Raw genomic sequence first — 23,591 nt, forward strand, 5'->3', positions numbered from 1 at the left:
AGGCGATCGCCCTCACGCGCCTGCTGTGTTCCCAGACAAATGCCAGTAGCGACGGGAGAATCGGATCGAACTGCGCCCGACAACTGGGCCGGATCTTCCGCAGGTCAGTTTCAAGATGCACACAAGAGCAGCAACGCTGCCACAAATCATGTTGTGCAAGCAACGCAAACCACATATCCGAAGTTCCATTAATTGTTGATTCAAGAGTAATGAATAGATCGCAGAAATTATTAAATAGCCTTGGGCTGGCAGGAGTCGTGTCGGCGGTAGTCGCTGGGCCGGCGTGCGCTTCCAACATCGCGCAGGTGACGGGCGTTCGCCTTAACCCCACGTCAGAAGGCATTGAAATCATCCTAGACACTGAAGATGGAAGACCCCTGCAAGTCTTCACCACCACCTTTGGCGAAACTTTACAAATTGATGCCATCACCGCTCAACTGCGACTACCGGGGGGAAATGAGTTTCGTCAAGACAAGCCTGCTGTCGGAATTGCTTCTGTCACCGTTACTCCTTTAGATAACAACAGCATCCGAATCAAAGTGATTGGCGATCGGGGTCAACCAGTGGCACAGGTGATTCCTAACGCTGCAGGTCTGATTCTCAGCTTAAAACCCACCTCGGAGATGACTGCTCGCCCGTCTGCACCGGCTCCTACAACACAGCGGCCGGGGACACCCGCAGAACCCTTGCCACCGACAGGGCAGCAGGTAGAGATACCCGCAGAACCCTTGCCGCCGACAGCACAGCCGCCAGGGACGCCCGGAGAACCCTTGCCTCCGACAGCGCAGCCACCAGGGACACCCGGAGAACCCTTGCCGCCGACAGCGCAGCCACCAGGGACACCCGGAGAACCCTTGCCGCCTACAGCGCAGCCACCAGGAACGCCCGGAGAACCCTTGCCGCCTACAGCGCAGCCACCAGGGACACCACAGGCGGGGAGATCCCCGATTGAAATCGTCGTCACTGCAACACGAACCGCAGAAAGAGTGACAAACGTGCCGCGCTCTATAACGGTGGTAGACTCACAAGAAATTCAGCAGCAGACAGGGACATCGAGAAATGTCGGGGAAGCTCTGGCAAATCAGGTTCCCGGTTTTGCGGCCCCGACTCAAACTACTGCAACTTATGGACAAACTTTGCGGGGTCGCGACGTTTCCGTTCTGATTGACGGCGTGCCACAAACGACCAATATTCAATCTTTTGGCAGAGAATTTAGAAATATCGATCCCAGCGCGATCGAACGCATTGAAGTAGTGCGGGGGTCTACAGCAATCTACGGCGCTCAGGCTACAGGTGGCGTGATTAATATTATTACTCGTCGCCCAACTGAGGAAAGGCTAACTGCTGTTACTGAAGTGGGCGTCAGTAGCGCTTTAACAAACACAAGAGATGCTTTAGGCTTTAACGCTCAGCAGACGATTTCTGGCCGATCGGGCAATGTTGATCTGACGGGCACTGTCTCGCTCTCTAGAAGTGGAGCTTTTTACGATGCCAAAGGCGATCGCATTCCCTTTTTTGAACTCGGCGGAGACAGCAGCACCCTCTTCAACGTGATGGGCAAAGTCGGGGTAGATTTGGATACCGAACAGCGGCTGCAACTAACTGTCAATCACTATCGGGAAACCCAAGATCCCAATGTGATTCCAGACTTTAGTGTTGACGACCAGGAAGGACGGCAAAAAGCCCGCGCCATCCGAACCGGGGAGTTGGATATTGACGGGGAAACACCGGGAAATAAAAGTACACAGCTCAACCTAAGTTACACTAACCAAAACCTTTTTGGCAGCAGCCTTCAAAGCCAAATCTACTACCGAACAAATTCCAATGTAGGTGTTCCTTCAGATTACCGCACGTCCGAGTTCTTTGGGCCGTTTGTCGGTGTTACTCGTTCGCGAGCCGAGAGCGAACAGATAGGAGGTAGATTGGCGATTACCACTCCTTTATCCCGTGCCGAAAATCTTCGATTAACTTGGGGTTCTGACTATATTACTGAAGATAGCAAACAGCGTTTCGACTTGTACGATCCGGAGAGATTTGACGCAAGTGGTGGCAGGGTTTACCGGAAAATCTCCGAGCGTCCTTTCGTTCCTCCTTACACTTATGACAGCCTTGGCTTTTTCGGTCAATTGGAATGGAATATTGACGATATCGTCATTCTAAGTGGCGGGATACGTCACGAACGCGTCGGGTTAAACGTCAATGATTATACCACTTTTAACGATCGCCAGATCGAAGGAGGCGATCGCAATTTTAACGCGACCCTATTTAATACAGGGGCTGTCTATAAAATTACTGAAAACTTCAACGTATTTGGCAACTTTTCTCAAGGTTTCTCAGTCCCAGATTTCGCCCGCATCCTCCGCCAACCCCCCGACAATTTTGTCGGAATTGAATCTTCGCTAGAAGTAACTCAACCGCAAAAAGTCAACAACTACGAAATTGGCATTCGAGGAGGGTGGCAATCCGTGCAAATGTCGCTTGCCGCTTTTTACAATACCTCCGATCTAGGAGTCAGTTTTCAACCAGTTGGCAACACAGGCCGCCTGGAACTCATCCGCGCCCCAGAACGCATTTACGGCTTAGAAGGGACTGTGGATTGGCAACCTGCACGAGCATGGTCGATCGGCGGGACTGCTACTTATATTCAAGGCGAATATGAGGAGGACAACCGTTACATCGCGATCGATAGCAGCCGAATTCCACCCCTCAAGCTAACAGCTTATGTTCAAAACGAAACTTTGCCGGGATGGAACAATCGGTTACAGTTCTTATATTCTGGAAATCGCGATCAGGCCTTCAAAGACGGCTCGGATGGTGGCCCGATTAGCAGCTATCTCACAGTGGATTACGTCAGCGCGGTTAAAATTGGCTCTGGGCTGCTACAAGTCAAAGTCGAGAATTTATTGAATAATCAATATTTTCCTGTGCTGTCGCAATACTTAGCTGGATTTGGATCGGACAGCGCTAATTATGCAGGCAGAGGTTTGACTCTCAGTGTTAATTACCGCCTTAACTGGTAATTACAGCAGATTGCAGGTTTAGGAGGTAGATTCAATATCCCCCGTAGGGACACTCCAAGAACCCATTGGTGTCAATTTAACGTCAAACCGACAGTCCGGCAGGGGTTTAAACCCCTGCCTCAAAGCTAAAGTCCTCTAAAAGAGGACTGAAGGACTCATACCAAATCCGGGTTAAAAACCCCTTTATTGCTAGAGAGGGGGAGAGGGGGAAAAATTAGCTCGCCAGTTCAAAAAGGGGGTGAGTAACCCGGATTTAGTATCATTAGTCCTCTTGAGAGGACTTTAGCTATTAGACAGGGGTTTCAACCCCTGGCGGACTCGCGGGCCCACTAACGGACTTGAATGAGAACAGTTAACGGCTTTGAGAAAAATCTAGAGATGAAGTTCCGCAAACTCGCATTCAAACTGCACTTGTATTTGGGGTTGGTGGTAGGAATATTTCTAGCAGTAATTGCTTTAACGGGCAGCTTGCTGGTTTTCGGCCCCGAAATCGAGCGGTTCTTCAATCCCCAACTCCTGCAAGTAATTCCTCAAACCGAACGGATACCGCTGGAAAATGTCCTGCAAATTGTCGAAAAAGCTTATCCGCAAAATCAAGCTATTAGTATTTTGCTACCGCGATCAGCGAAGGAAGTTTGCCAAGTTTCGATGCTGTCAAAGAGTGAGGAAGTAGTTAGCGTTTATGTCAATCCTTACAGTGGAGAAATTAAGGGTGCGCGCCTTGGGAAAGAAACTTTTACAGGTTTGGTTTTTACGTTACACGCAGAATTAGCGGGAGGAGAATTCGGTCATCTTGTTGTAGGTATTTGCGGTATAGTAATGCTAGGGCTAACTTTTACGGGTTTGGTATTGTGGACTGGTTGGCGCAATTTGGCTCGCGGATTTTCTATTAATTGGCAAGCTCACTGGCAGCGGACTGTATTTGATTTACATAACTTTTTTGGTATTGTATCGGTCGCTTTTCTCATACTAATCTCCGCTACAGGGACAGCGATAATTTTTTACGCGCCGGTTGAATCGACTCTGTATTGGCTAACGAATGAAAAGCCACAGCCAGCATTGACTTCTCATCCCCACTCTAGCAGTTCGAGGCAAAAACTTGACGAAATATTACACCAAGTTAATACCGTTTGGACGGAAGCTAAAACCACTTTTATTTCTCTGCCTTTGACACCTGAAGCAACTTTTAAGGTACGGAAAAAATTTCCCAATGACCCGCACCCAAACGGGATTAGCACCATTTATCTCGACCAATACAGCGGCGAAATATTGCAGGCTGACAGTGTAAATTCAGCTTCTGTAGCAAATCGAATTCTCAACTCGCTTTATCCGCTACATATTGGCAGCTATGGCGGAATTTACTTGCGGCTGGCACACGCGATCGCAGGATTAGCAGCGATTGTACTGTTTATGACGGGTGTAATGATGTGGCGGCAGCGGCATTTGGTGAAATTTTACCGAAAGGAGGCGAGACAGCTATATGAAAAATTATCGCCACTTAGCCAGCAATGGCCTTGGTTTTAATGACAGCGGCGTGCGGTTTGATGCGGGTGTGATATCCAATCTGTTAGCATCGGAATTATTCCTATCTCTCCTCTCTTAATCTGCGTGAATCTGCGTCAATCCATTCACATCTGCGGTTCGAGAAATTCTCTTTTTTTGACCGCAGATACAGGCAGATTAACACAGATTAACGCAGATGAATTAGATAGAGTTCGGTTGCACCATCCCTCGGAAATTATTGAGTGTTGACTGGCTTTGACTATTTCGAGGCAACCGGAATTGATATAATTATCCGGCATAAAAAACCCGATTCTCTGAATTTTAAATCCTATCAATCGCTTCTTTAATGCAAAAATTTATTCAACTCTGGCTCGGACAAACTGCTTCGATGATTGGCAGCGCTATGTCCGGGTTTGCGCTGACTATTTGGATTTGGGAGTCCACCAGTCAAGCGACGGCTTTGGCTTTGTTGATGTTTTTTACTCAATTGCCGCGCATCTTGCTCGCTCCGGTTGCTGGCATTCTCGTCGATCGCTGGAATCGAAAATTTTTAATGGCGATCGGTGATGCGGTTTCAGCTTTGTTAACGCTCGCTATCCTATTACTTTATATCAGCCAAAACCTGCAACTATGGCATTTATATGTAGCGGCTGCGGTTAACGGAATTTTTGACCAAATTCAGCAGTTAGCTTACTCAGCAGCCATCGCCACAATGATGCCAGAAAAGCATTACAGCCGCGCTAGCAGTTTAAGTTTTTTGGCAAATTACGGCGCGAGTATTATCGCTCCGACGCTGGCGGGGATTCTCTATTCTGCGATTGGGTTGAGCGGGATTTTTACGATCGACCTGGCAACTTTTACAATCGCGATCGCCGCCCTAGTATCTGTCAAAATACCACAGCCCGCGATCGCGCCAGCGTTGCGGAGCAATATCGCCTCCAATCCCCAGCCGACTCGCTTTCACCTATGGCAAGAACTCAGCTTCGGATTCCGCTACATCGTCCAGCGTCCCAGCCTGCTTGCCTTGCTTGTGTCCGTTTCGCTATTCTGGTTCGCTCACGACATCGGCGCGGCCCTCTACTCACCGATGATTCTGGCACGCACCGGCAACAATGCCAGAATCCTCGGTACTATCCTTTCCGCCGCCGGCGCCGGTGGCGTTTTAGGAGCATCGCTGATCAGTATTTGGGGCGGTCCCAAACGCCGCATCCGGGGCTTTGTGCTCGGCATGGCAGGCGCGGGCTTGAGTAAAATAGTCTTTGCTTTCGGCCAGGCGCTTTTTATCTGGATTCCCGCTCAATTTTGTTCATCTTTCAATTTCCCGATCCTCGGCAGTTCCAACGAGGCGATTTGGCTGGCGAAAGTTGCACCAGAAGTACAGGGGCGTGTTTTTGCTACCAGAGCAGTTATCGTGCAATTGGCATCAGCGATCGGTTTATTGATCGCAGGCCCACTTGCCGATCGCGTCTTTGAACCCGCCATGCAACCGGGAGGCTTTTTAGCAGCTATTTTTGGCGGAATTATCGGGACAGGTGCCGGTGCTGGCATGGCTTTGTTATACGCTATCTCCTCGCTGGGCTTATTGCTCGTTGCAGTCGGTGGCTATGCTTGCCGACTGCTGCGCGATGCCTAAAGGGAAAACGGGAAAGGTAAAAGGAGAGAGGTTTTTTAACGGCGTTGCACAATTTGAGGATGATTCTTGTGGGGAGTGGGGTTAGCCGTCCAGCCTGCTGTGAAAATACACGCCTTCGGGCGAAGAGATCCCATCCCACAAAACAATCAAAATCATCCCGCAATTATGCAACGCCTTTTTAACTTCTTCCTTCTTCCTTCTTCCTTCTGCTATATTTCCGATGTAAGATACTTCAGCCATAAATTCAACGACAAATCTTTTAAAACTTTCAAGTTATCAGTTAAATTGTATTTACTTTCTTCTGAAGCAGATAGCAAAATTTCACCCCCATCAACGATTGGTGATACTTTGTGGATAACACATCCAATGATTGGATGTTTCAAATAAGTTGCTTTTTTTTGAGGATGGATACCTTTTAATTCTGGATATTTGTTAATTAACCCTGGATGTAAATTTACAATATTATAATTGTTACAAATGCTATTAGGAATAATTCTTAAAAAACCGTGTAATGTAATTATGGTAGCTTTTGTGTCAATTTCTATCCGTTTAAATAATTTAAAATAATCTTCTTCTTTCGGATTATTGGGCATTTTATATATTTTATTTGCGAATATTTTATTGATTTCTAATGGTTCTATATTTTGTTTATTTGTTACAATTATATCGGGTGAAATATTAATACTTTGAGTTATATTTATAATTTCATTCCCAGTTTGTGAAAAAAATGCTATCCATTTCATAATTCATCTGTCTCCCACGGAAATTTTACCCAATGATTCTGTTTAACAATAGCAGCAGATCGAACTTGTGCTGTAATAAATTTATTTTCATAAGCTTCATCTACAAGTAATGAATATATAGCTAGAATATCTTTATTTTCTTTGTATATTTCATCTTGAACAAGCTTTATTGTCTGCCCTCTAAAAATGATATCTTCAAATATGATAAATTTATCAAAATCATTTCTTATGGCTTTAAGTAGTATGGATGATGTTCCGTAATCAAATGGTTTATCACTATTTGTCATTTTTAATTGACAAATTGACAAATCTCTAATTTTTGTATGATGTGAAACATAGGACAAAAGGGGCAATGCGCCTCTCGCAATACCTAACAAAGAGACCTTTTCTAAATGGAAGTTACTGAGAAAAATATCATTTACAATGATATTAGACAATTTTTCAAATTGAGCCCAGCTAAGTTTTTGAAACTTCTCATTACTAAAGCCAATTTTTTCCTTACTTAGTAATTTCATCTATATCCCCCAATCATTTTAAAAAGAAACCGTTAAAATACTTTATATTTTCATCTAATAGCTTTTCATTAAAAGTAATTAGTTCAAAATTGACTAATATTTCTTTGATGTTTTCTCCAATAGCTTTTACATCTTCAATTTTTATATTTTCGTAAAGTGGAAGAAATATACTATTTTTTTTAACATAATTTGAGTGTATAAATTCATCATTAATATTGATAATATATTTTTTAAATCCTTTTGTTTCTGTAACCGTTGGATATTTAAATTTCCCTATTGGAATTCCTAACTCAATAGCCTTAATTATGAGTTTGTTTATTTCGTACAATTCTGGATCTATTAAAAACCAAGCTGAAATAGGAGCAGTTTTAATGATAGAGTCATTTATCAACCTGATTCCTTGTACATCTCTTAATATTTCTTGGTACAAACTTAACTTATATTGTCTATCCTGAATTATAGTATTTAAATTTTCTAAACATCTAATTCCCAATGCGATATTTATTGGATTAAATCTAAAATTAAATCCCTTTTTTATATAATCAAAACCATGTTCTAATATGTCACGGTATGTCAAGTTACTAGAAACTGTTGATAAACCTGATTTTTTCCAAATTTCCCCAACGTGCCTATATTGATTAATAATATCAAAATCTTTTTCATTTTTATAAACCAAAGCACCTCCTTCACCTGTTCTTAGTAATTTATTAGCACCAAAGCTAAAGCAGCCATAGTCACCAATAGTTCCTGCGAATTTTTTTCCTATTTTGACTCCTAGACCTTGGGCTGAGTCTTCTATAATTTTAATATTATGTTCTTCGCAAATTTCTTTAATTTTCTCTAAATTAAAAGGAAACCCATGCAGATAAGATACAATTAATACTTTTGTTCTTAAAGTAATTAAGGATTTTAAATGATTTAAATTCAAATCGCAAGAATTTTCTTGAAAGTCACAAACTTTAATTTTACAGCCATGAATATGTATAACAGGCAAAATAGCTGAAGCATGAGTTAAGTTTGGAACAATTACTTCATCATTTTCCTGTAAATCTATTAGTTGCAATGCCACAAATATTGCTGATGTACAATTTGGCATTGTGATATTTTTTACTACTTCATCTTTTGATAAAAAATTAGACAATAGAGATTCAAACTTATTTAATATTTTGCTATTAAAAACAGTAACATCTGAATCAGCTAAAGCTTCTGCTATATTGTCTATATCTTCTTTTGTGGCGTTTATACTATCTGCCTTAATGTTTAATTTATGCATTTAATTTTCTCGCTAATTATTTGGATGTTACTCTTTAGGTCTTTGCTGCCATCTATTAATAAAACAGGTATATCTCTTTCTTGAGATACAGATTTGATAAGTTCCTTAAAGCATTCTTTTGTGTCAACTAAAAAATCTTTTTGGCTTTGGGTCAAACTGATGTTATCTCTTTTTTCAATGCGAGCAAAGCTTAAAGATACTGGAACACTAACATATACTAATAAATCTATATTTTTCAAATCAAACATTAAACAGCTTTTCAAATAACCCAAAAAAGCATTTGCTTGTTTTCCGTACTCTAGTTTGATCATTTGCTCTTGATAGCACAATAGAGTAAAAATGTCTCTATCATAGAAATTGATTTTGTTTAAATCATTTCTAAAAAACTCTTGTTTATAAAAAAAATGTGCTGATAAAAGGAAAGTTTCATATATACTTGTTTTAAAAGTTTTATTACTTTTAAAAAAAATATCTTCTTTTAATAAATTATCTAATAAAGTTCTTAAAGGAGTATCTTCTAACTCTGAAATATTACTTGCCAAATACCCATCTTTGGTAAGTTGTTCAATCACTTTACTTATAAGTGTGGTTTTGCCAACTCCATCTATACCTTCAAATATAATATTCAATTTAATACATCTCCCACAAGTTTATACATTTTTCGCTTACACATTTAGTTTTGTCTATTCTAGTTTCTTGCATAGACGCAGGACAACCATAAGTCTTTCCTAAACAATTAACAAAGTTAAATCCATCCCATGCTTTACAGGTCTTAATTAAACTCGATATCTCCTTATTAAGATATTGTTGATGTGCTTTCACATAATTCTGATTAAAATATGCGGAGTAATATTGGATTACTTTATATACCTCTGTGATTTCTGATGTATTTTTTATATCAAACTTTTTACTACTACTATCAATATCATGAACTAAATTTATTGATAAGGAATTTACTCCTCTCTCAATCAAAGTTTCAACTGTTTTTCTAAATAGTTGTATATTATAATTATTGAGACATATTTTTACTTCTAACAATGAACTTTTATACTCTAAAACTTTATCAATTGCTTTTAATATAGAACTGCTATTTATCGTTCTTAATGAATAGCCATTGTCAAAAGTATCGAAGGAAATAATAATTTTATCAAGATTTTCAAATATATCTTGTGGAGCAACCGAATCTAATAATTTTAACAGAATAATGCCATTTGTAAATATTGAACATTTTATATTTTTACTTTTCGCCAATTTGATCATTTCTATGATATTGGGATTTAAAAAAGGCTCTCCTCCAGTTATAAAAATATTTTTTGGTTCATTCTTTAGTACCTCATTAAACATACTAAGTGTCATTTGTTCTTTATATCTACCATGATCATGATAAAAACAATATTCACAATTTAAATTGCAAATCTGATTCACTTCAATGAGAATACTGTCTTGATCCACCATCTGTTCGATTTCCTTAAGTATTGTGGCTAGACATAGACTAATAAAAACCAGCGATTTTCATTTTAAAGGAAGCATCCCAATCATACAATGAGTAGAAATACTCAGATAAATTTAGAGCTAATTGGGGTTTGCTGAAAAAGTATAGCAACCGCCTTGGCGGTTAGGACGCAAAGCGTAAGACATTCTCTATTGTATCTGGTAAACAATCAAACTGATCTAGTTGTTTGCGGATGCGACTTTTTAACAAAGACCAGCATTGCTCTATTTTGTTAAGGTCTGGGGAATAGGTTGAATATGATACTGGCTTCACTAATTTTTAAGCCATCTAGCTTGATGGCTTGAATAACGGCATGACGTAGGTCGTAGCTGTAGGGTTTGGGCATGAAAAGTGCGATCGCAGAAAGCGGGACTATTTCTAGTCTACGTCTTAACCGCCAAGGCGGTTGCTAGAGTTGCTGGCGCGAACTCAGGTGAGCTTCAATTTCCGATCGCGATCGCCATACAGGGCGCAATTCCTTGCGAGCAAAGAGCTGCGACTGATCGCCGGCGTGGGGCGAACCAGGTTGAGAGGCGTTGCCGTAACTGTTTAGCGCCATCGCTTTCACCGGATTCGAGAACTCAATCGCAGCGACAAAAGAATCGCCCGCAACCGCTTGAAAGCGATTGTCTTTCCCAGGAGCGAACCATACTGAGCGAAATACACCCAAAGCACCGTCAGCTCCATTTGCCGGCAGATTCGCCTCCCCAGGCAATCGGAAGACTTCTCCCCATGCGACATCTAACGCGCCATAAGTTACCTCAACTTTGGTTGCTGTCGCTTCCAGCACCCGCACCGCCTCCGCAGGATTTGCCAACCCGTCTGGCGTCGTTAGCGGGGCATCTTCGCTCCAAGGTTTAGCGAATAACTTATCGGCATCCATCGCTTGTTTCCAAAAGACAAACAGCACCGCACCGCGACTGTCAGCATCGACTTTCCGATCCCAAGTGGCGAGAACTTCCGCAGCGCGGCGCGCTTGAGCACTGCCTTGCCGTGCGACGGGAATTAAATCATCGAGGAGGCGATCGGCGAGTTCTACCTGAGTGGAATGTTTGTATTGCATCAATTCAGCGAAAGAGATTTTTTCATCTTCTAACAGCATTTTTGCCGATCGCTGCGATCGCAAATCCATCGGGCCGCGCGGTGCCATGTAGGCGGGATATTTATCCGGTGCGATCGGGCTGGGAAACGTCGTCGTCCAGGGGGGATCGTTGGTATTTTGCAACCAACCGCTGGGCGGATCGACAACGCGCGGCAAATCCGCATAGGGATGATTTTTGCTCCACAAAGTCTCTGACGTATTGCCTGCGATCGTGCCTGACCAGTATTTAAAATCTCCTGTTTTGCGTATGGGGACTTGACCGTTAAACAAGTGCATGATATGCCCCTGACGATCGGCATACATGACGGTAAACATGGGAATTTCCAAGCGCTTTAAAGCGGCTTCAAATTCAGAAAAATTCTTTGAGCGTGCCATATCCCACCACTGCTGAAGGGCTGCTGGTTTATCGAGTCCGACAACGCGCAGGGCGATCGCTTTGCCCTGTTTTTCTGTGAGAATCGGCCCGTGAACAGAACGCCGCACTACTAGAGATTCCGATCGCAAATTCCCATTCTTTTCTTTGACTTTTAAAACCTTCTCTTCCCTGTCAAAACTTCGGATTTTGCCATCGAAGCGATAACCATCGTTAGCAAGGGGCAATTCGTAGGCATCCCAGCCATCGTGAGTGTTGACAGTATGAGTCCATCCCAAGTTGTCATTAAAGGCGATCGTTAACACAGGAAATCCGACGAGAGTCGCTCCGTAAGCGTTAATTTCTGGGGCAATCAGTTGTGCTTCGTACCACAAATATAAATCCGACCAAGGAAGGTGAGGATTTGCCAAGAGCATGGCATTGCCGCTTTCAGAACGGGAAGGAGCGATCGCCCAACCGTTAGAGCCTTTGGGGGTATCATTTTCAGCGATATCTTCAACGCGCTCTGGATCGACTACAAAAGTAAAGTTGATGACGCGCTGCTCGTGTGCCAATACATCTGTCGGTTTGAGGGGCAATGCTACCTTTAATTCTGCGGTGAGCGCGTCTGGGTGTGCTTTTGCATAGGCATTCATTCCGCCAACAAAAGCATCGAGATAGTTGCGGAAAATGGGATTTTGTGATTCATACCACGCATTGGCGCGATTAGGAATTCCCATAGTTTGCACCCAGCGATCGGATTCCAGATAATCTTCTCCCCAAAATTCCGCAGCTTGCCCGCGAGCTTGCCCGTAAAGACGCAAAATCAGATTACCGTGACTTTGCATCTGCGCCCACCCGAAAGCGTAGAAAAGGCTTTTACTATTCTCTCCGTAAATGTGTGGAATTCCATAGGTATCCCAAAAAATTTGAGTACCAGTTTCAGGCGCGGCTTGAATCCAATTATTGAGGAGCAAAACTAAGATAAAACTCATTAATAAGGAGACAATCCGCCGGCCTTGTTTTTTTAGTTGTAGAAACACTGAAAATTAATTTGCTAGGGTTAAACTGAGACATTGCAGCCTTTTTAACAAGCTGCACGAACAAAACGCCGAGGATTTAAAGCCCTTTTATGGAGAACAAGGGAGAAAATTATACCAAAAAGGTTATTTTTGAAGCTGCCCCTGTTGCCAATTTCCCTCTACCTTCGTTCCATCTGCATATAGATAAGAACCTTGCCCGTGTTTCTGACCGTTGAGGAATTCACCTTGATAGCGATCGCCATTGGCGTAAATGCAGATACCTTTGCCATTGAACTGACCCTCACTAAATTCGCCTTCGCAGCGATCGCCATTAGCAAAAATGTAAACTCCTTTCCCGCTCATTTTACCCTTGACAAAAGTGCCTTTATAGCTATTTCCATTGGCGAACTCACGGACACCTTCACCACTAAATTCTCCATTGTCAAACGACCCTTGATAACGTCCCCCTTCTTTAAAAGTAAACAACCCCTGACCTTGAGTGTTGCCCTTCACAAACTCTCCTTCATAGCGGTTGCCGTTCGGATATTCGCGAACCCCTTTACCGTGAAACTGCCCTTCACTAAATTGCCCTTCATAACGGCCTCCTTCAGCAAAGGTATAAATTCCCTGTCCGTGAGGCACATTATTCAGCAACTCTCCTTCGTAGCGGTTCTTATTAGCATATTGACAGACGCCTTTGCCGTTAACTTTTCCTTCTTTAATATCTCCTTCGCAACGAGTGCCATTACTAAATGTAAAAGCCCCTCGACCACTCGGAGAACCACTCGTAAAAGAGCCTTCGTAACGAATGCCGTTAGTTGAGGTAAAAGTGCCTATACCATCGAACTCACCGTTTTTAAAAGTACCTTCGTAGCGGTTGCCGTTAGCAAATTCCCGGACACCTTGACCGTTGAATTCACCCAAGGCAAATTCTCCTTGGTATCGACCTTCTTCTTTAAAGGTATAAATTCCTTGACCGTGAGGTTGGCCATTGAGAAATTGGCCTTCGTAGCGATCGCCGTTGGCATATTGACAGATGCCGGGGCCGCTGAGTTTTCCCTCACTCAATTCTCCCTCGCAACGTCCGCCATCCGGTAAAGTAATTACTCCTGCCATTGCGCTGTCAGGGTTGGCGAACAACAAAGCAATTCCCAAGTTGGAACCAAGTAATAGAGCGAGTCCAACTCCCTGAAGTTTACTTAATATTGCTGACGACATTCCCAAATTCATAATTCAAAAAAAATTCAATTTTTAACTTTGCTATTCCTTGGACGGTGCTAGAGAATTCCCAGCCAAATTCCTAGACTCTCAAAAAAATCCCTAGTCAGTGAGCCGGAAGATAATGACTATTCTTTCTCCTTGAATGCCACTCTCTGATGGGGCATATTTCCTTTCTTGTACTTGTTTCATCGCTGCGCGATTCATGTCGTTGTATTTGCTAGGAGTCACGATCTTGATGTTGAAGGTCTTACCGTTGGGGTCAATGTCACAAATGAGTTCCACTTGGCCTTGGCGCCCTTCTTCTCTGGCTGCGATCGGATATTCAGGTTTACCGCAGCCACTAATGCAATTGGTCAGAGGCGCGCCGGGAGGGCGCGAAGGACCCGCCCCTCTTCCTGGATTTGTCGGTTTTGGCACTGGCCCCGAACCGCTGCCAAATGGCCCTGACGAACCCCCGCCGCCATTTCCACCTCCACCGGGTGATGAGTTCGACGCACTTCCTCCGGGGCTTCCGTCTCCTGGGCCTCCACCTCCTGGGCCTCCACCTCCTGGGCTACCAGATGAGGCGAGGTTTCCTAAACCTCCGCTCCCATTTCCAGAATTGCCGCCGCCTCCTGGCCTGGTGGCCGTGACTGGCGAGCCAGCCGCAGGTGTTCGGGGCGATCGCCCCGAACCAGCCGCAAATGGCTCATCAGAAGGTATGTCGCCATTTTTGCTGGCACCCGATGGTGAGTTCGAGGCACTTGCTCCGGGGCTATCAGAGGAGGAGGGGTTTGTCAGATCCCCGATCGCACTTCCAGAATTTCCACTGCCTCCTGGCCTAGTAGCTGTGACTGGCGACCCAGCCGCGGGCGATCGTTGTATGGGGCCGGAAGAAGGATTTAATGGCTCTGAGGAAGGTTCCCCGCTACCCGCCGAAGCAGGCGGCTGGTTTTCAGGGCTGTCGGAGGAGTTGGGATTTCCAGCATCTTTTGTAAAGTCTGTGGAACTTCCAGCACCCTTGGGGCGGGAGGCGGTAACGGGTGGTTCGCTGGGAGGGGGTTCCGGGCTTGCCGTTGGGCTGGGACTATCAATTTTTGGAGGATCGGGCGAGGGGGTTTCGGGTTCCTGGGCGATCGGGGTTTTAGGAGTTTCTGGGGAATTGAAATCCTGTTGAGGTGCGGGGGAAGGCTCGATAGGAGTTGGTGGTGGCGTTACCGCTACCGCTGGCTCCTCTGGAATCGGCGGGGGCGTTACCGCTACCGGCTGCTCCTCTGGAATCGGCGGGGGCGTTACCGCTACGGGTGACTCCTCTGGAATCGGCGGGGGCGTTGCCACTACCGGCTGCTCCTCTGGAATCGGCGGGGGCGTTACCGCTACGGGTGACTCCTCTGGAATCGGCGGGGGCGTTACCGCTACCGGCTGCTCCTCTGCGGGAGTTGGCTCTGGTGGCGGTTCTGGTTTTAACGTCTCAGGCGGGGGAGATGCCTTTTCTGGAATAGTCGGCTCTGGCTGGGTTTCCTCTACTTTGGGCTCATCAAGCACAACAACTTCAATAGAATCCTGTGAAAATTCAGCAGGTTTGACCAAGTTGAGGCTCAACGGCAGCGCGACACCGTGCAGTAAGGTTGAGGCTAACAGACTGATCGCCAGAACTTTTTTGAGAGCTTCTTCTTGTTGTTGTCTTTGCGTCGCCGAAATATTTGAAAAACTCATGCCTTCTCACTCTCCTTTATGGATGGCAACATCCTCGACTCCCCGACATAACCCGAAACAAGCTACCAACTACGGGTTGAGCTTGCTATCAATGATGAACTTACCCATCCTATAAGAAGACTGTCACCCTGTTCAAGACTCTTGCAATTTATTTTCATTATTTAATTTTGATATAGCGACTAGACGCTACCAATCAGCATTGCTTTTGGGGGCGTCTACCTTGCTCTTATGGGTGCTGTCTATGTTCTGATTCTGGCCGGGTAAGGTTCCAAAATGCCTTAACTGCAATACTCTACCCCGTAATCTACCAACAAATTTCCACATTCTCAAGCTTTTCATCAAAATCTATAAATAAGTAAATATAATTATGTTTAGTAGATTAATAGCTAATTGTTATTTAAACGGGTGGATCATGACTTGACAAACCCTGAATTTTGTGGAAACCTAGTTGAGAATCTTTTAAATTATTGAAGATTATTGTCAAGTCCTAACGCAAATATTTAGCAAAGAAGCACTGGCAGAACAATCTGTCGCGCTCTCGATCGGGATCACATTAGGAGCATTTTGGGTACAGACGAAGATAGTCACATACAGGTAGTGCGTTGGTGCGATCGCGATCGCGATCGCACTTGAGTGAAATAATTCGCAGCCTGAATCACTTGTGCCGACTTGACGCAGAAACTCTACCAACCTACGATCGGGCTAATTGCACCATTAGGCAGCTTGCGATCATTCAACACAGCTAACGAGAATACAAACTAATGGATAATTTCATTTACATTTTTCGCGCTGGGGGCATTGTTTCTTGGCCGCTGCTTGCCTCGTCAATCGCAGCAGTCGCACTGATTTTAGAGCGTCTTGTCTTTTGGTTTAAAGTGAATCGGCGACAGCGGCGGGTCGTCCGGGAAGTGCTAAAACTTTACAGTCAAAACCCGGATTCCGCCATCAAAAAGTTACAAGTAAACGCTGATTTGCCCTTAGCCCGAATTTTTTTGGAAGCATTAGAATTAGACTCGCCCAACATCGAAGAATTTTGTTTGGTGTTAGAGAGTGCAGCTCAGGCAGAAATCCCCGTTTTGAAGCGATTCAATACAATATTTGACACCATTATCACCCTCTCCCCGCTATTTGGGTTGCTCGGAACAGTTTTGGGCTTAATTACCACCTTTGACTCCCTCAAACTGGGAGATGCTGCAGGCACCAATGCCGCGGGCGTTACCGGGGGGATTAGCGAAGCCCTCGTTTCTACGGCAATGGGGTTAGTGGTGGCAATCTTTACGCTCGTATTTGCCAATATGTTTCGTGGGTTTTACTTACAGCAGATAGCTTTTATGCAGGAAGCCGGAGGCCAGCTAGAGCTATTGTACCGTCACCGCTACGAAAAACTACCAAGAGAATCTAATTATGCGCCTACCCGATGAACCTGAGAGTATTCCCCAGATCAACATCGTGCCACTGATTGATGTAACCTTCGCCATATTGACGTTTTTCATTGTTTCCTCTTTGTCTTTATCCAAATCCGAAGGTCTGCCCGTAAATTTACCGAAAGCAGCAACTTCTCAAGTTCAGGACTCGCCTGCTAAAATTACCGTCACCATTGATGCTCAGGGAAAATTAATGGTTGATAAAAAGTTAGTCAACTTAGAGCAGATTGAGAGTACAGTGCGACAGGTAATGGGGTCAAATCCGAACTCATTAATTGTGCTGAATGCGGATAAAAGCGTCAATCACGGAAATGTGGTGGAAGTTATGGATCGATTACGCAGAATTAAGGGAGCTAAGTTAGGGATTGCTAGCACAAAGTAGAGAGTTAAATTTACAATACTCCGGACAGTTTTTAAGCAGCCAGAGTACCCTAAGACAAGACTGAAGGAAGATTAGGATGATTTAAAATCAAATCCGGGTCTTAATCTAACTTGTCAATAAAGGTAGAAAGTAAGTGTTTATTGAATTCCAGCAGTTTATAAGAACAGATTGAAAACACAAAGGACTTAGCAGATGAATGACAACTAGAGAGTTAATTTTTGGCTAAATTTAAGGCAATAAAACTGGCATAAAAATGAAAAGAAATCCCTGGTAAATGACGAGCTTCACAATCAGACAATCCCGTAAACTGCTGGGAATCAAAAAAAACAAATTCTCTCGTAAAACGAGCCTGATCATATTCAAGAATTGGCTCAGGTGGTAAGTGAATATTAGTGCTAAATAATCAAGCATTTTTAATTTTACCTAGAGAGATCGATCGCACCCAACATTTTGAGCAAGTTCCTCCTAATGTGTCAGAAATCCTTGAAATAGCCTGCATTGATGAGTGATATCCATTCCGGTTGTATGGGAATGATTAAACCGCTCTTGACGCAGAGGATACAGAGAAAGGGAAGACAGAGATGAATAATTCCGATGCCAACGGATTTGAGATGACAAAACTTTGTGGGTAAAAAATTATAAATTAGAGTTATGGACAACTGTCAACCTTTTTCGGCTAGGCATCTTAGCCTGGGTTCTGGACGATCGCTTATAAGAGTTGCGCGCAAGCTCTGACTCTAATGGGTGAAATTTTATCAATTTTTTGATACACTTGATGTTCGCGGCTTGATAGTTGACTTCACAATCAGACAGGTTTCACGAGTTGTGAACCGCGCTCCTACATTGCACCTACCGACTGAGCGGGCAGGTGGCTTTTGTGTCTGCAGGCGCTGACGAAAGCAACTCAACAGCGCAGCAAGCAAAATAACGCTAAAGTTACTATCTACCTGAGTCCGCAAGGGTAGCCTTGCGGACTCAGGAAAAAAACACACAAAAAACTCGTGAAGCGCAGCTATCCCGTAGGGAAGCGCCTGCAATGTATCTAGTCGCAGGGCGGCGATTACCCAAAGAATCACTGCTTTTTAACAGCAGGGTATTCTAGGAGACATCTCCGAAGCGATACGAGCGAGATAATTTAAAATCTGCAAACAGGGTTTTAGTGCTAAGTACAGGCAGCATCGACGTAAATTTTTATCCAATCAGCTTCCAATGTGCTGTTTTAAAGTTTACTAGGCTCCCACCGCTCGGCAGCCTTCTCTCTCCGAGCTATAAAAACGCATCCACCACACAATCACGGAAATAACATTCAATCAACATGGGTAACACGATCGATCCAAACAGTAACAGAAACGTGCATCAGACTGAGCGAGGAACTCCATTCGCCGGCCAAAGCTGGTTAGTGGAAGAAAGAGATGCCTGCGGTGTGGGGTTTATTGCCAACCAAAGCGGCGAAGCTACGCACTCGATTATTGAAAAAGCGCTCCCAGCTTTAACTTGTCTAGAACATCGCGGCGGTTGCAGCGCTGACTCAGATTCCGGCGACGGTGCGGGTTTAATGACCGCGATTCCTTGGGAATTGCTCGATACTTGGTTCGCCGAACAGGGAATTGTGCCTCCCCCACGAGAAAACTGCGGCGTGGGAATGCTGTTTTTGTCTCAAGATAAATTTCAAGCGACTATAGCGCGGCAGGTGGTTGAGCAAGTTTTGACCGATCGCGGGCTGAAAGTTTTGGGATGGCGCAAAGTTCCCATTGTACCATCGGTTTTGGGCGAGCAAGCGCTAGAAAATCAACCTCAAATCGAACAAGTAATTGTCAGTTCACCGCACTTAGCCGGAGACGAACTCGACAAACATCTATTTCTGGCGCGCCGCACGATCGGACACGCCCTGTCCAATCGCCCCAACTTCACCCGCCAAGACTTTTATACTTGCTCTTTCTCCTGCCGCACGATCGTCTATAAAGGCATGGTGCGATCGGCCGTACTGGCAGAATTTTACCAAGACCTGAAAAATCCCGCTTATAAAAGCTCCTTTGCCGTCTATCACCGGCGCTTCAGCACCAACACCATGCCCCGGTGGCACTTAGCCCAGCCGATGCGCTTGCTGGGACACAACGGGGAAATTAACACGCTCTTGGGCAATATTACCTGGATGAAGGCGCGGCAAGCGAATTTAGCTCACCCGAATTGGAGTCAAGCTGATATCGACACGTTCAACCCAATTGTCAATCCCGAAAGCAGCGATTCGGCAAACTTGGACAACGTGATGGAATTGTTGGTGCACTCCGGCCGCACCCCCCTAGAATCCCTGACAATTTTGGTGCCCGAAGCCTACAAAAATCAGCCGGATTTGGCTCCCTATCCAGAAATTGTCGATTTTTACGAGTATTACAGCGGCATTCAAGAACCTTGGGACGGCCCCGCACTGCTGGTGTTCAGCGACGGCAAACAAGTAGGTGCTACGCTCGATCGCAACGGTTTGCGGCCGGCCCGCTACTGCATTACTAAAGACGGTTTGGTAATTGTGGCCTCCGAAGCCGGAGTTGTCGATATTCCCGAAGCAGATATTGTCGAAAAAGGCCGTTTGGGGCCCGGACAAATGATTGCAGTTGACCTGCAAACCAAGGAAATTCTCAAAAATTGGCAACTCAAACAGCGCATTGCTAAGCGGCACCCCTACGGCGAATGGCTGAAACAAAACCGCGAAATTTTGCAGCCGCAGCCTTTTGCCGAAACAGCAACCCTCGACTCCCAAACCCTGTTAGCAACCCAAACTGCTTTTGGCTACACAGCGGAAGATTTGGACATGGTGATCGTCGAGATGGCGAGTTCTGGGAAAGAACCGACTTTCTGCATGGGCGACGACGTTCCCTTAGCTGTGTTGTCAGAAAAGCCTCAGTTGCTGTACAACTATTTCAAACAGCGGTTCGCTCAAGTGACAAATCCGCCGATCGACCCCCTGCGCGAGGGGATGGTGATGTCGCTGACGATGAATATGGGTCTGCGGGGCAATTTACTGCAAGCAGTGCCGGAAAATGCCAAGCTGTTAAAAATTGATTCCCCCGTACTCAACGACGCTGAACTATCTTTCTTGAAAGAGCAAAAGTCTTTCACCGCAACCGAATTGTCAACGCTTTACAAAATAGCTGCCGGGCCTTCTGGTTTGAAAACAGCAGTCGAGCAACTTTGTCAAGAGGCGGCTGCTTCGGTGCGCGAGGGTTCGAGAATTCTGATTTTGAGCGATCGACTGTTGAAGCAAGAAGGCAATGTATCTTCGGGTGGATTGAGTGCAGAATTCACTTATATTCCGCCCTTCCTGGCAGTTGGTGCGGTTCACCACCATTTAATTAGCGTCGGGCTGCGGATGCAAACTTCGCTGGTTGTGGATACCGCCCAATGTTGGAGCACTCACCACTTCGCTTGTTTACTAGGTTACGGGGCGATCGCTATTTGTCCTTACCTGGCCTTGGAAAGCGTGCGGGCCTGGTGGTCTGACAGCAAGACTCAAAACTTAATGCAGCATGGCAAAGTTCCCAATATTACCGTGACGCAGGCTCAAGCTAGATACCGCACAGCGGTAGAAAACGGCTTGCTGAAGATTATGTCGAAAATGGGGATTTCACTGCTGGCTAGCTATCAGGGGGCGCAAATCTTTGAGGCGATCGGCATTGGCGGTGATTTGCTAGATTTGGGTTTCAAAGGCACTGTTTCCCGCATCGGCGGTTTGAGTGTGGCGGAACTCGCTAACGAGGTAATGTCTTTCCACAGTCAGGCTTTCCCAGAATTGCACCTCAAAAAGCTGGAAAATTACGGCTTTGTGCAGTACCGCCGTGGTGGTGAATATCACATGAACAGCCCGGAAATGGCCAAGGCTTTGCACAAGGCTGTGACTACTTTTAAGGCTCAGACTAACGGTAACGGCAATGGGGCCGAACCAAAAATGACACCAATTGGTGACAAAAATGGTGAAAGTGCTTACGATCACTACGAGGTTTACAAGCAACAGCTTGAAAATCGCCCGGTAACGGCTTTGCGCGATTTGCTGGATTTCCAGAGCGATCGCCCTTCCATTCCCATCGAAGACGTAGAATCTGTAGCAGATATTGTCAAGCGCTTTGCCACGGGCGGAATGTCTCTCGGCGCTTTGTCCCCGGAAGCCCACGAAACGCTAGCGATTGCCATGAACCGCATCGGCGGCAAATCAAACTCCGGCGAAGGCGGCGAAGACCCGGTGCGCTACAAAGTGCTAAACGATGTGAGCGAGGCCGGTTTCTCACAAACGCTACCTCACTTAAAAGGTTTGCAGAACGGCGATACAGCTTCTTCATCCATCAAACAAGTAGCTTCCGGGCGTTTCGGGGTGACTCCTGAGTATCTGATGAACGCCGAACAAATCGAAATTAAAATCGCACAAGGTGCGAAACCGGGTGAAGGCGGTCAATTGCCGGGGCCGAAAGTGAGCGAGTACATTGCTTATTTGCGCCGATCGAAACCGGGTGTTACGCTGATTTCGCCTCCTCCTCACCACGATATTTATTCGATCGAGGATTTGGCACAGTTGATTTTTGACTTGCACCAAATCAATCCGAAAGCTGGAGTTTCTGTAAAGTTGGTGTCGGAAGTCGGTATCGGGACTGTCGCTGCTGGCGTTGCTAAAGCTAATGCTGATGTGATTCAAATTTCCGGTCACGACGGCGGCACCGGTGCTTCGCCACTGAGTTCGATTAAGCACGCAGGTTCTCCGTGGGAACTCGGATTGACAGAAGTTCACCGGGTGCTGATGGAAAATAAATTGCGCGATCGAGTTTTACTTCGCGTTGACGGTGGCTTTAAAAGCGGCTGGGACGTGATTGTAGGCGCTTTGATGGGCGGCGAAGAGTACGGTTTCGGCACGGTGGCAATGATTGCAGAAGGCTGTATTATGGCTCGCGTTTGCCACATGAATAGTTGTCCCGTGGGTGTGACTACTCAACAAGAACACTTGCGGAAACGGTTCCCCGGAACGCCGGAACACGTTGTTAATTTCTTCTATTTCGTAGCACAAGAAGTGCGGAGTTTGCTGGCGAAATTGGGTTATAAGTCGATCGCAGATATCATCGGCCGCGCGGATTTGTTGAAAATGCGCGATGGGGTGAAACTAACTAAAACTCAAGCGATTAACTTGGATTGTTTGACTAAGCTACCGGATACTAAGAGCGATCGATCTTTCTTGATCCACGGCGACGTACACACCAACGGGCCTGTGTTAGACGACGATTTGCTCGCGGATGCTGAGATTCAAAGTGCGATCGCCAATCACGGCACTGTTAGCAAGAATGTAAAATTGGTGAATACCGATCGCACTGTGGGAGCAAGAATCAGTGGTGCGATCGCACAGCAACACGGCAACACGGGCTTTAGCGGTCAAATCACCATCAACTTCACTGGTAGCGCGGGCCAAAGCTTCGGCGCGTTCAATTTGCCGGGGATGACGCTGGTACTGTCAGGCCAAGCCAATGACTACGTTGGTAAAGGAATGCACGGCGGCGAAATCGCGATCGCACCGCCGGCTGGTGCGACTTATGATGCTTCCGAAAATGCGATCGTCGGTAACACTTGTTTGTACGGTGCGACGGGGGGAAATCTGTTGGCTGCGGGTAAAGCTGGCGAACGGTTTGCGGTGCGTAACTCGATGGCGAAAGCAGTCATTGAAGGTGCGGGCGATCACTGCTGCGAGTACATGACTGGCGGCGTAATTGTCGTGTTAGGAAAAGTCGGCCGCAACGTCGGCGCTGGAATGACTGGCGGCTTGGCTTATTTCCTCGATGAAGATGGGACTTTCCCTGCTCATGTCAACGGGGAGATTGTGAAGATGCAGCGCGTTTGTACGGCGGCTGGGGAGGCGCAATTGAAGGAGTTGATTGAGGCTCAGCGCGATCGAACGGGCAGCAAGAAAGCTGAGAAGATTTTAGCAAATTGGGCTGAATATTTGCCGAAATTCTGGCAAGTTGTGCCGCCCAGCGAAGCGAATTCGCCCGAGGCTTCGGAACAAAAGATTGCTGTGGAAGTGTAATTTTGTAGCTGGTTAAATAGATGAGGGGCGACGCGAGTTGCCCCTTTTTTTGATGATTATTCTGGGTTTTTGAGTTGTAGAGTCGATCGCAACACTACGGTGTTATACTAAATGTCAGGTGGTACACCTGTTAACATAAGCAACTTTTAAAGTTATATGAGA

17 protein-coding genes and 1 pseudogene are annotated in these 23,591 nt (G+C 45.5%); 6 read left to right on the forward strand and 12 right to left on the reverse strand.

All coding sequences use genetic code 11. The annotated features are described in order from the left end of the window. Nucleotides 1-209 precede the first annotated feature (209 nt). The 3 genes from QUB24_RS12905 to QUB24_RS12915 all read left to right on the forward strand — a co-directional run bounded on the left by QUB24_RS12905 (nt 210) and on the right by QUB24_RS12915 (nt 6,156). Entirely contained in the window at nt 210-3,020 is a 2,811-nt protein-coding gene (locus QUB24_RS12905; protein ID WP_333153549.1) for a TonB-dependent receptor domain-containing protein, read from the forward strand. Between the two features lie 342 nt (nt 3,021-3,362). Continuing rightward, entirely contained in the window at nt 3,363-4,544 is a 1,182-nt protein-coding gene (locus tag QUB24_RS12910; protein WP_333153550.1) for a PepSY-associated TM helix domain-containing protein, read from the forward strand. Nucleotides 4,545-4,869: 325 nt separating this feature from the next. Continuing rightward, nucleotides 4,870-6,156: an MFS transporter gene (locus QUB24_RS12915; protein WP_333153551.1), complete on the forward strand. Its 1,287-nt coding sequence runs from the start codon at nt 4,870-4,872 to the stop codon at nt 6,154-6,156. An 81-nt stretch (nt 6,157-6,237) separates the two neighbouring features. Here the strand turns inward: QUB24_RS12915 and QUB24_RS12920 are convergent, their stop codons facing one another. From QUB24_RS12920 to QUB24_RS12975, 12 genes and pseudogenes are all read right to left on the reverse strand, one after another. Next, complete coding sequence (locus QUB24_RS12920; RefSeq protein ID WP_333153552.1) at nt 6,238-6,396, reverse strand: hypothetical protein; 159 nt, start codon at nt 6,394-6,396, stop codon at nt 6,238-6,240. Beyond that, on the reverse strand, nt 6,366-6,899 hold the full coding sequence (locus QUB24_RS12925; protein WP_333153553.1) for a formyltransferase family protein: 534 nt from the start codon (nt 6,897-6,899) through the stop codon (nt 6,366-6,368). The genes QUB24_RS12920 and QUB24_RS12925 overlap by 31 nt, the downstream gene beginning before the upstream one ends. Further along, nucleotides 6,896-7,414 (reverse strand): hypothetical protein, encoded by a 519-nt coding sequence (locus QUB24_RS12930; RefSeq protein ID WP_333153554.1) that lies wholly within the window; start codon nt 7,412-7,414, stop codon nt 6,896-6,898. The genes QUB24_RS12925 and QUB24_RS12930 overlap by 4 nt, the downstream gene beginning before the upstream one ends. Nucleotides 7,415-7,427: 13 nt before the next feature. Further along, on the reverse strand, nt 7,428-8,687 hold the full coding sequence (locus QUB24_RS12935) for an aminotransferase class I/II-fold pyridoxal phosphate-dependent enzyme (RefSeq protein WP_333153555.1): 1,260 nt from the start codon (nt 8,685-8,687) through the stop codon (nt 7,428-7,430). After that, nucleotides 8,675-9,316 (reverse strand): deoxynucleoside kinase, encoded by a 642-nt coding sequence (locus QUB24_RS12940; RefSeq protein ID WP_333153556.1) that lies wholly within the window; start codon nt 9,314-9,316, stop codon nt 8,675-8,677. Before QUB24_RS12940 ends, QUB24_RS12935 begins: the two co-directional genes overlap by 13 nt. A gap of 1 nt (nt 9,317) precedes the next feature. Beyond that, entirely contained in the window at nt 9,318-10,142 is an 825-nt protein-coding gene (locus tag QUB24_RS12945; RefSeq protein ID WP_333153557.1) for a radical SAM protein, read from the reverse strand. A gap of 160 nt (nt 10,143-10,302) precedes the next feature. Beyond that, nucleotides 10,303-10,452 carry a transposase gene (locus QUB24_RS12950; protein ID WP_445300404.1) on the reverse strand — a complete coding sequence of 50 codons (150 nt, stop codon included), beginning with the start codon at nt 10,450-10,452 and terminating at the stop codon, nt 10,303-10,305. Further along, nucleotides 10,427-10,525, reverse strand: a pseudogene (locus QUB24_RS12955) (IS630 family transposase); the annotation flags it as partial. The pseudogene QUB24_RS12955 and the gene QUB24_RS12950, both read right to left, overlap by 26 nt. 63 nt (nt 10,526-10,588) lie before the next feature. Further along, nucleotides 10,589-12,676 (reverse strand): acylase, encoded by a 2,088-nt coding sequence (locus tag QUB24_RS12960; protein ID WP_333153558.1) that lies wholly within the window; start codon nt 12,674-12,676, stop codon nt 10,589-10,591. A gap of 123 nt (nt 12,677-12,799) precedes the next feature. Next, nucleotides 12,800-13,885 carry a hypothetical protein gene (locus QUB24_RS12965; protein ID WP_333153559.1) on the reverse strand — a complete coding sequence of 362 codons (1,086 nt, stop codon included), beginning with the start codon at nt 13,883-13,885 and terminating at the stop codon, nt 12,800-12,802. 90 nt (nt 13,886-13,975) lie between these two features. After that, nucleotides 13,976-15,571 carry a TonB family protein gene (locus QUB24_RS12970; protein ID WP_333153562.1) on the reverse strand — a complete coding sequence of 532 codons (1,596 nt, stop codon included), beginning with the start codon at nt 15,569-15,571 and terminating at the stop codon, nt 13,976-13,978. 480 nt (nt 15,572-16,051) lie between these two features. Continuing rightward, a complete protein-coding gene (locus QUB24_RS12975; RefSeq protein WP_333153563.1) occupies nt 16,052-16,261 on the reverse strand; it encodes a hypothetical protein in 210 nt (69 codons plus the stop codon). A gap of 71 nt (nt 16,262-16,332) precedes the next feature. On the opposite strand from QUB24_RS12975, the gene QUB24_RS12980 reads away from it, so the two are divergent. The 3 genes from QUB24_RS12980 to QUB24_RS12990 all read left to right on the forward strand — a co-directional run bounded on the left by QUB24_RS12980 (nt 16,333) and on the right by QUB24_RS12990 (nt 23,429). Next, the gene (locus QUB24_RS12980; RefSeq protein WP_333153564.1) at nt 16,333-16,992 is read left to right on the forward strand and encodes a MotA/TolQ/ExbB proton channel family protein; all 660 of its coding nucleotides are present in this window, start codon (nt 16,333-16,335) and stop codon (nt 16,990-16,992) included. Continuing rightward, nucleotides 16,976-17,377 carry a biopolymer transporter ExbD gene (locus QUB24_RS12985; RefSeq protein ID WP_333153565.1) on the forward strand — a complete coding sequence of 134 codons (402 nt, stop codon included), beginning with the start codon at nt 16,976-16,978 and terminating at the stop codon, nt 17,375-17,377. Before QUB24_RS12980 ends, QUB24_RS12985 begins: the two co-directional genes overlap by 17 nt. A gap of 1,315 nt (nt 17,378-18,692) precedes the next feature. After that, the gene (locus QUB24_RS12990) at nt 18,693-23,429 is read left to right on the forward strand and encodes a glutamate synthase-related protein (protein WP_333153566.1); all 4,737 of its coding nucleotides are present in this window, start codon (nt 18,693-18,695) and stop codon (nt 23,427-23,429) included. Nucleotides 23,430-23,591 lie beyond the last annotated feature (162 nt).

The organism is Microcoleus sp. B9-D4 (assembly GCF_036705105.1).
Classification (GTDB): Bacteria; Cyanobacteriota; Cyanobacteriia; order Cyanobacteriales; family Microcoleaceae; genus Microcoleus.

Bases quoted from the DNA above. Each gene is read 5' to 3' on its own strand.
- QUB24_RS12905 (WP_333153549.1), top strand. From the start codon at position 210: ATGAATAGATCGCAGAAATTATTAAATAGCCTTGGGCTGGCAGGAGTC.
- QUB24_RS12910 (WP_333153550.1), top strand. From the start codon at position 3,363: ATGAGAACAGTTAACGGCTTTGAGAAAAATCTAGAGATGAAGTTCCGC.
- QUB24_RS12915 (WP_333153551.1), top strand. From the start codon at position 4,870: ATGCAAAAATTTATTCAACTCTGGCTCGGACAAACTGCTTCGATGATT.
- QUB24_RS12920 (WP_333153552.1), bottom strand. From the start codon at position 6,396: ATGGCTGAAGTATCTTACATCGGAAATATAGCAGAAGGAAGAAGGAAG.
- QUB24_RS12925 (WP_333153553.1), bottom strand. From the start codon at position 6,899: ATGAAATGGATAGCATTTTTTTCACAAACTGGGAATGAAATTATAAAT.
- QUB24_RS12930 (WP_333153554.1), bottom strand. From the start codon at position 7,414: ATGAAATTACTAAGTAAGGAAAAAATTGGCTTTAGTAATGAGAAGTTT.
- QUB24_RS12935 (WP_333153555.1), bottom strand. From the start codon at position 8,687: ATGCATAAATTAAACATTAAGGCAGATAGTATAAACGCCACAAAAGAA.
- QUB24_RS12945 (WP_333153557.1), bottom strand. From the start codon at position 10,142: ATGGTGGATCAAGACAGTATTCTCATTGAAGTGAATCAGATTTGCAAT.
- QUB24_RS12965 (WP_333153559.1), bottom strand. From the start codon at position 13,885: ATGAATTTGGGAATGTCGTCAGCAATATTAAGTAAACTTCAGGGAGTT.
- QUB24_RS12970 (WP_333153562.1), bottom strand. From the start codon at position 15,571: ATGAGTTTTTCAAATATTTCGGCGACGCAAAGACAACAACAAGAAGAA.
- QUB24_RS12980 (WP_333153564.1), top strand. From the start codon at position 16,333: ATGGATAATTTCATTTACATTTTTCGCGCTGGGGGCATTGTTTCTTGG.
- QUB24_RS12985 (WP_333153565.1), top strand. From the start codon at position 16,976: ATGCGCCTACCCGATGAACCTGAGAGTATTCCCCAGATCAACATCGTG.
- QUB24_RS12990 (WP_333153566.1), top strand. From the start codon at position 18,693: ATGGGTAACACGATCGATCCAAACAGTAACAGAAACGTGCATCAGACT.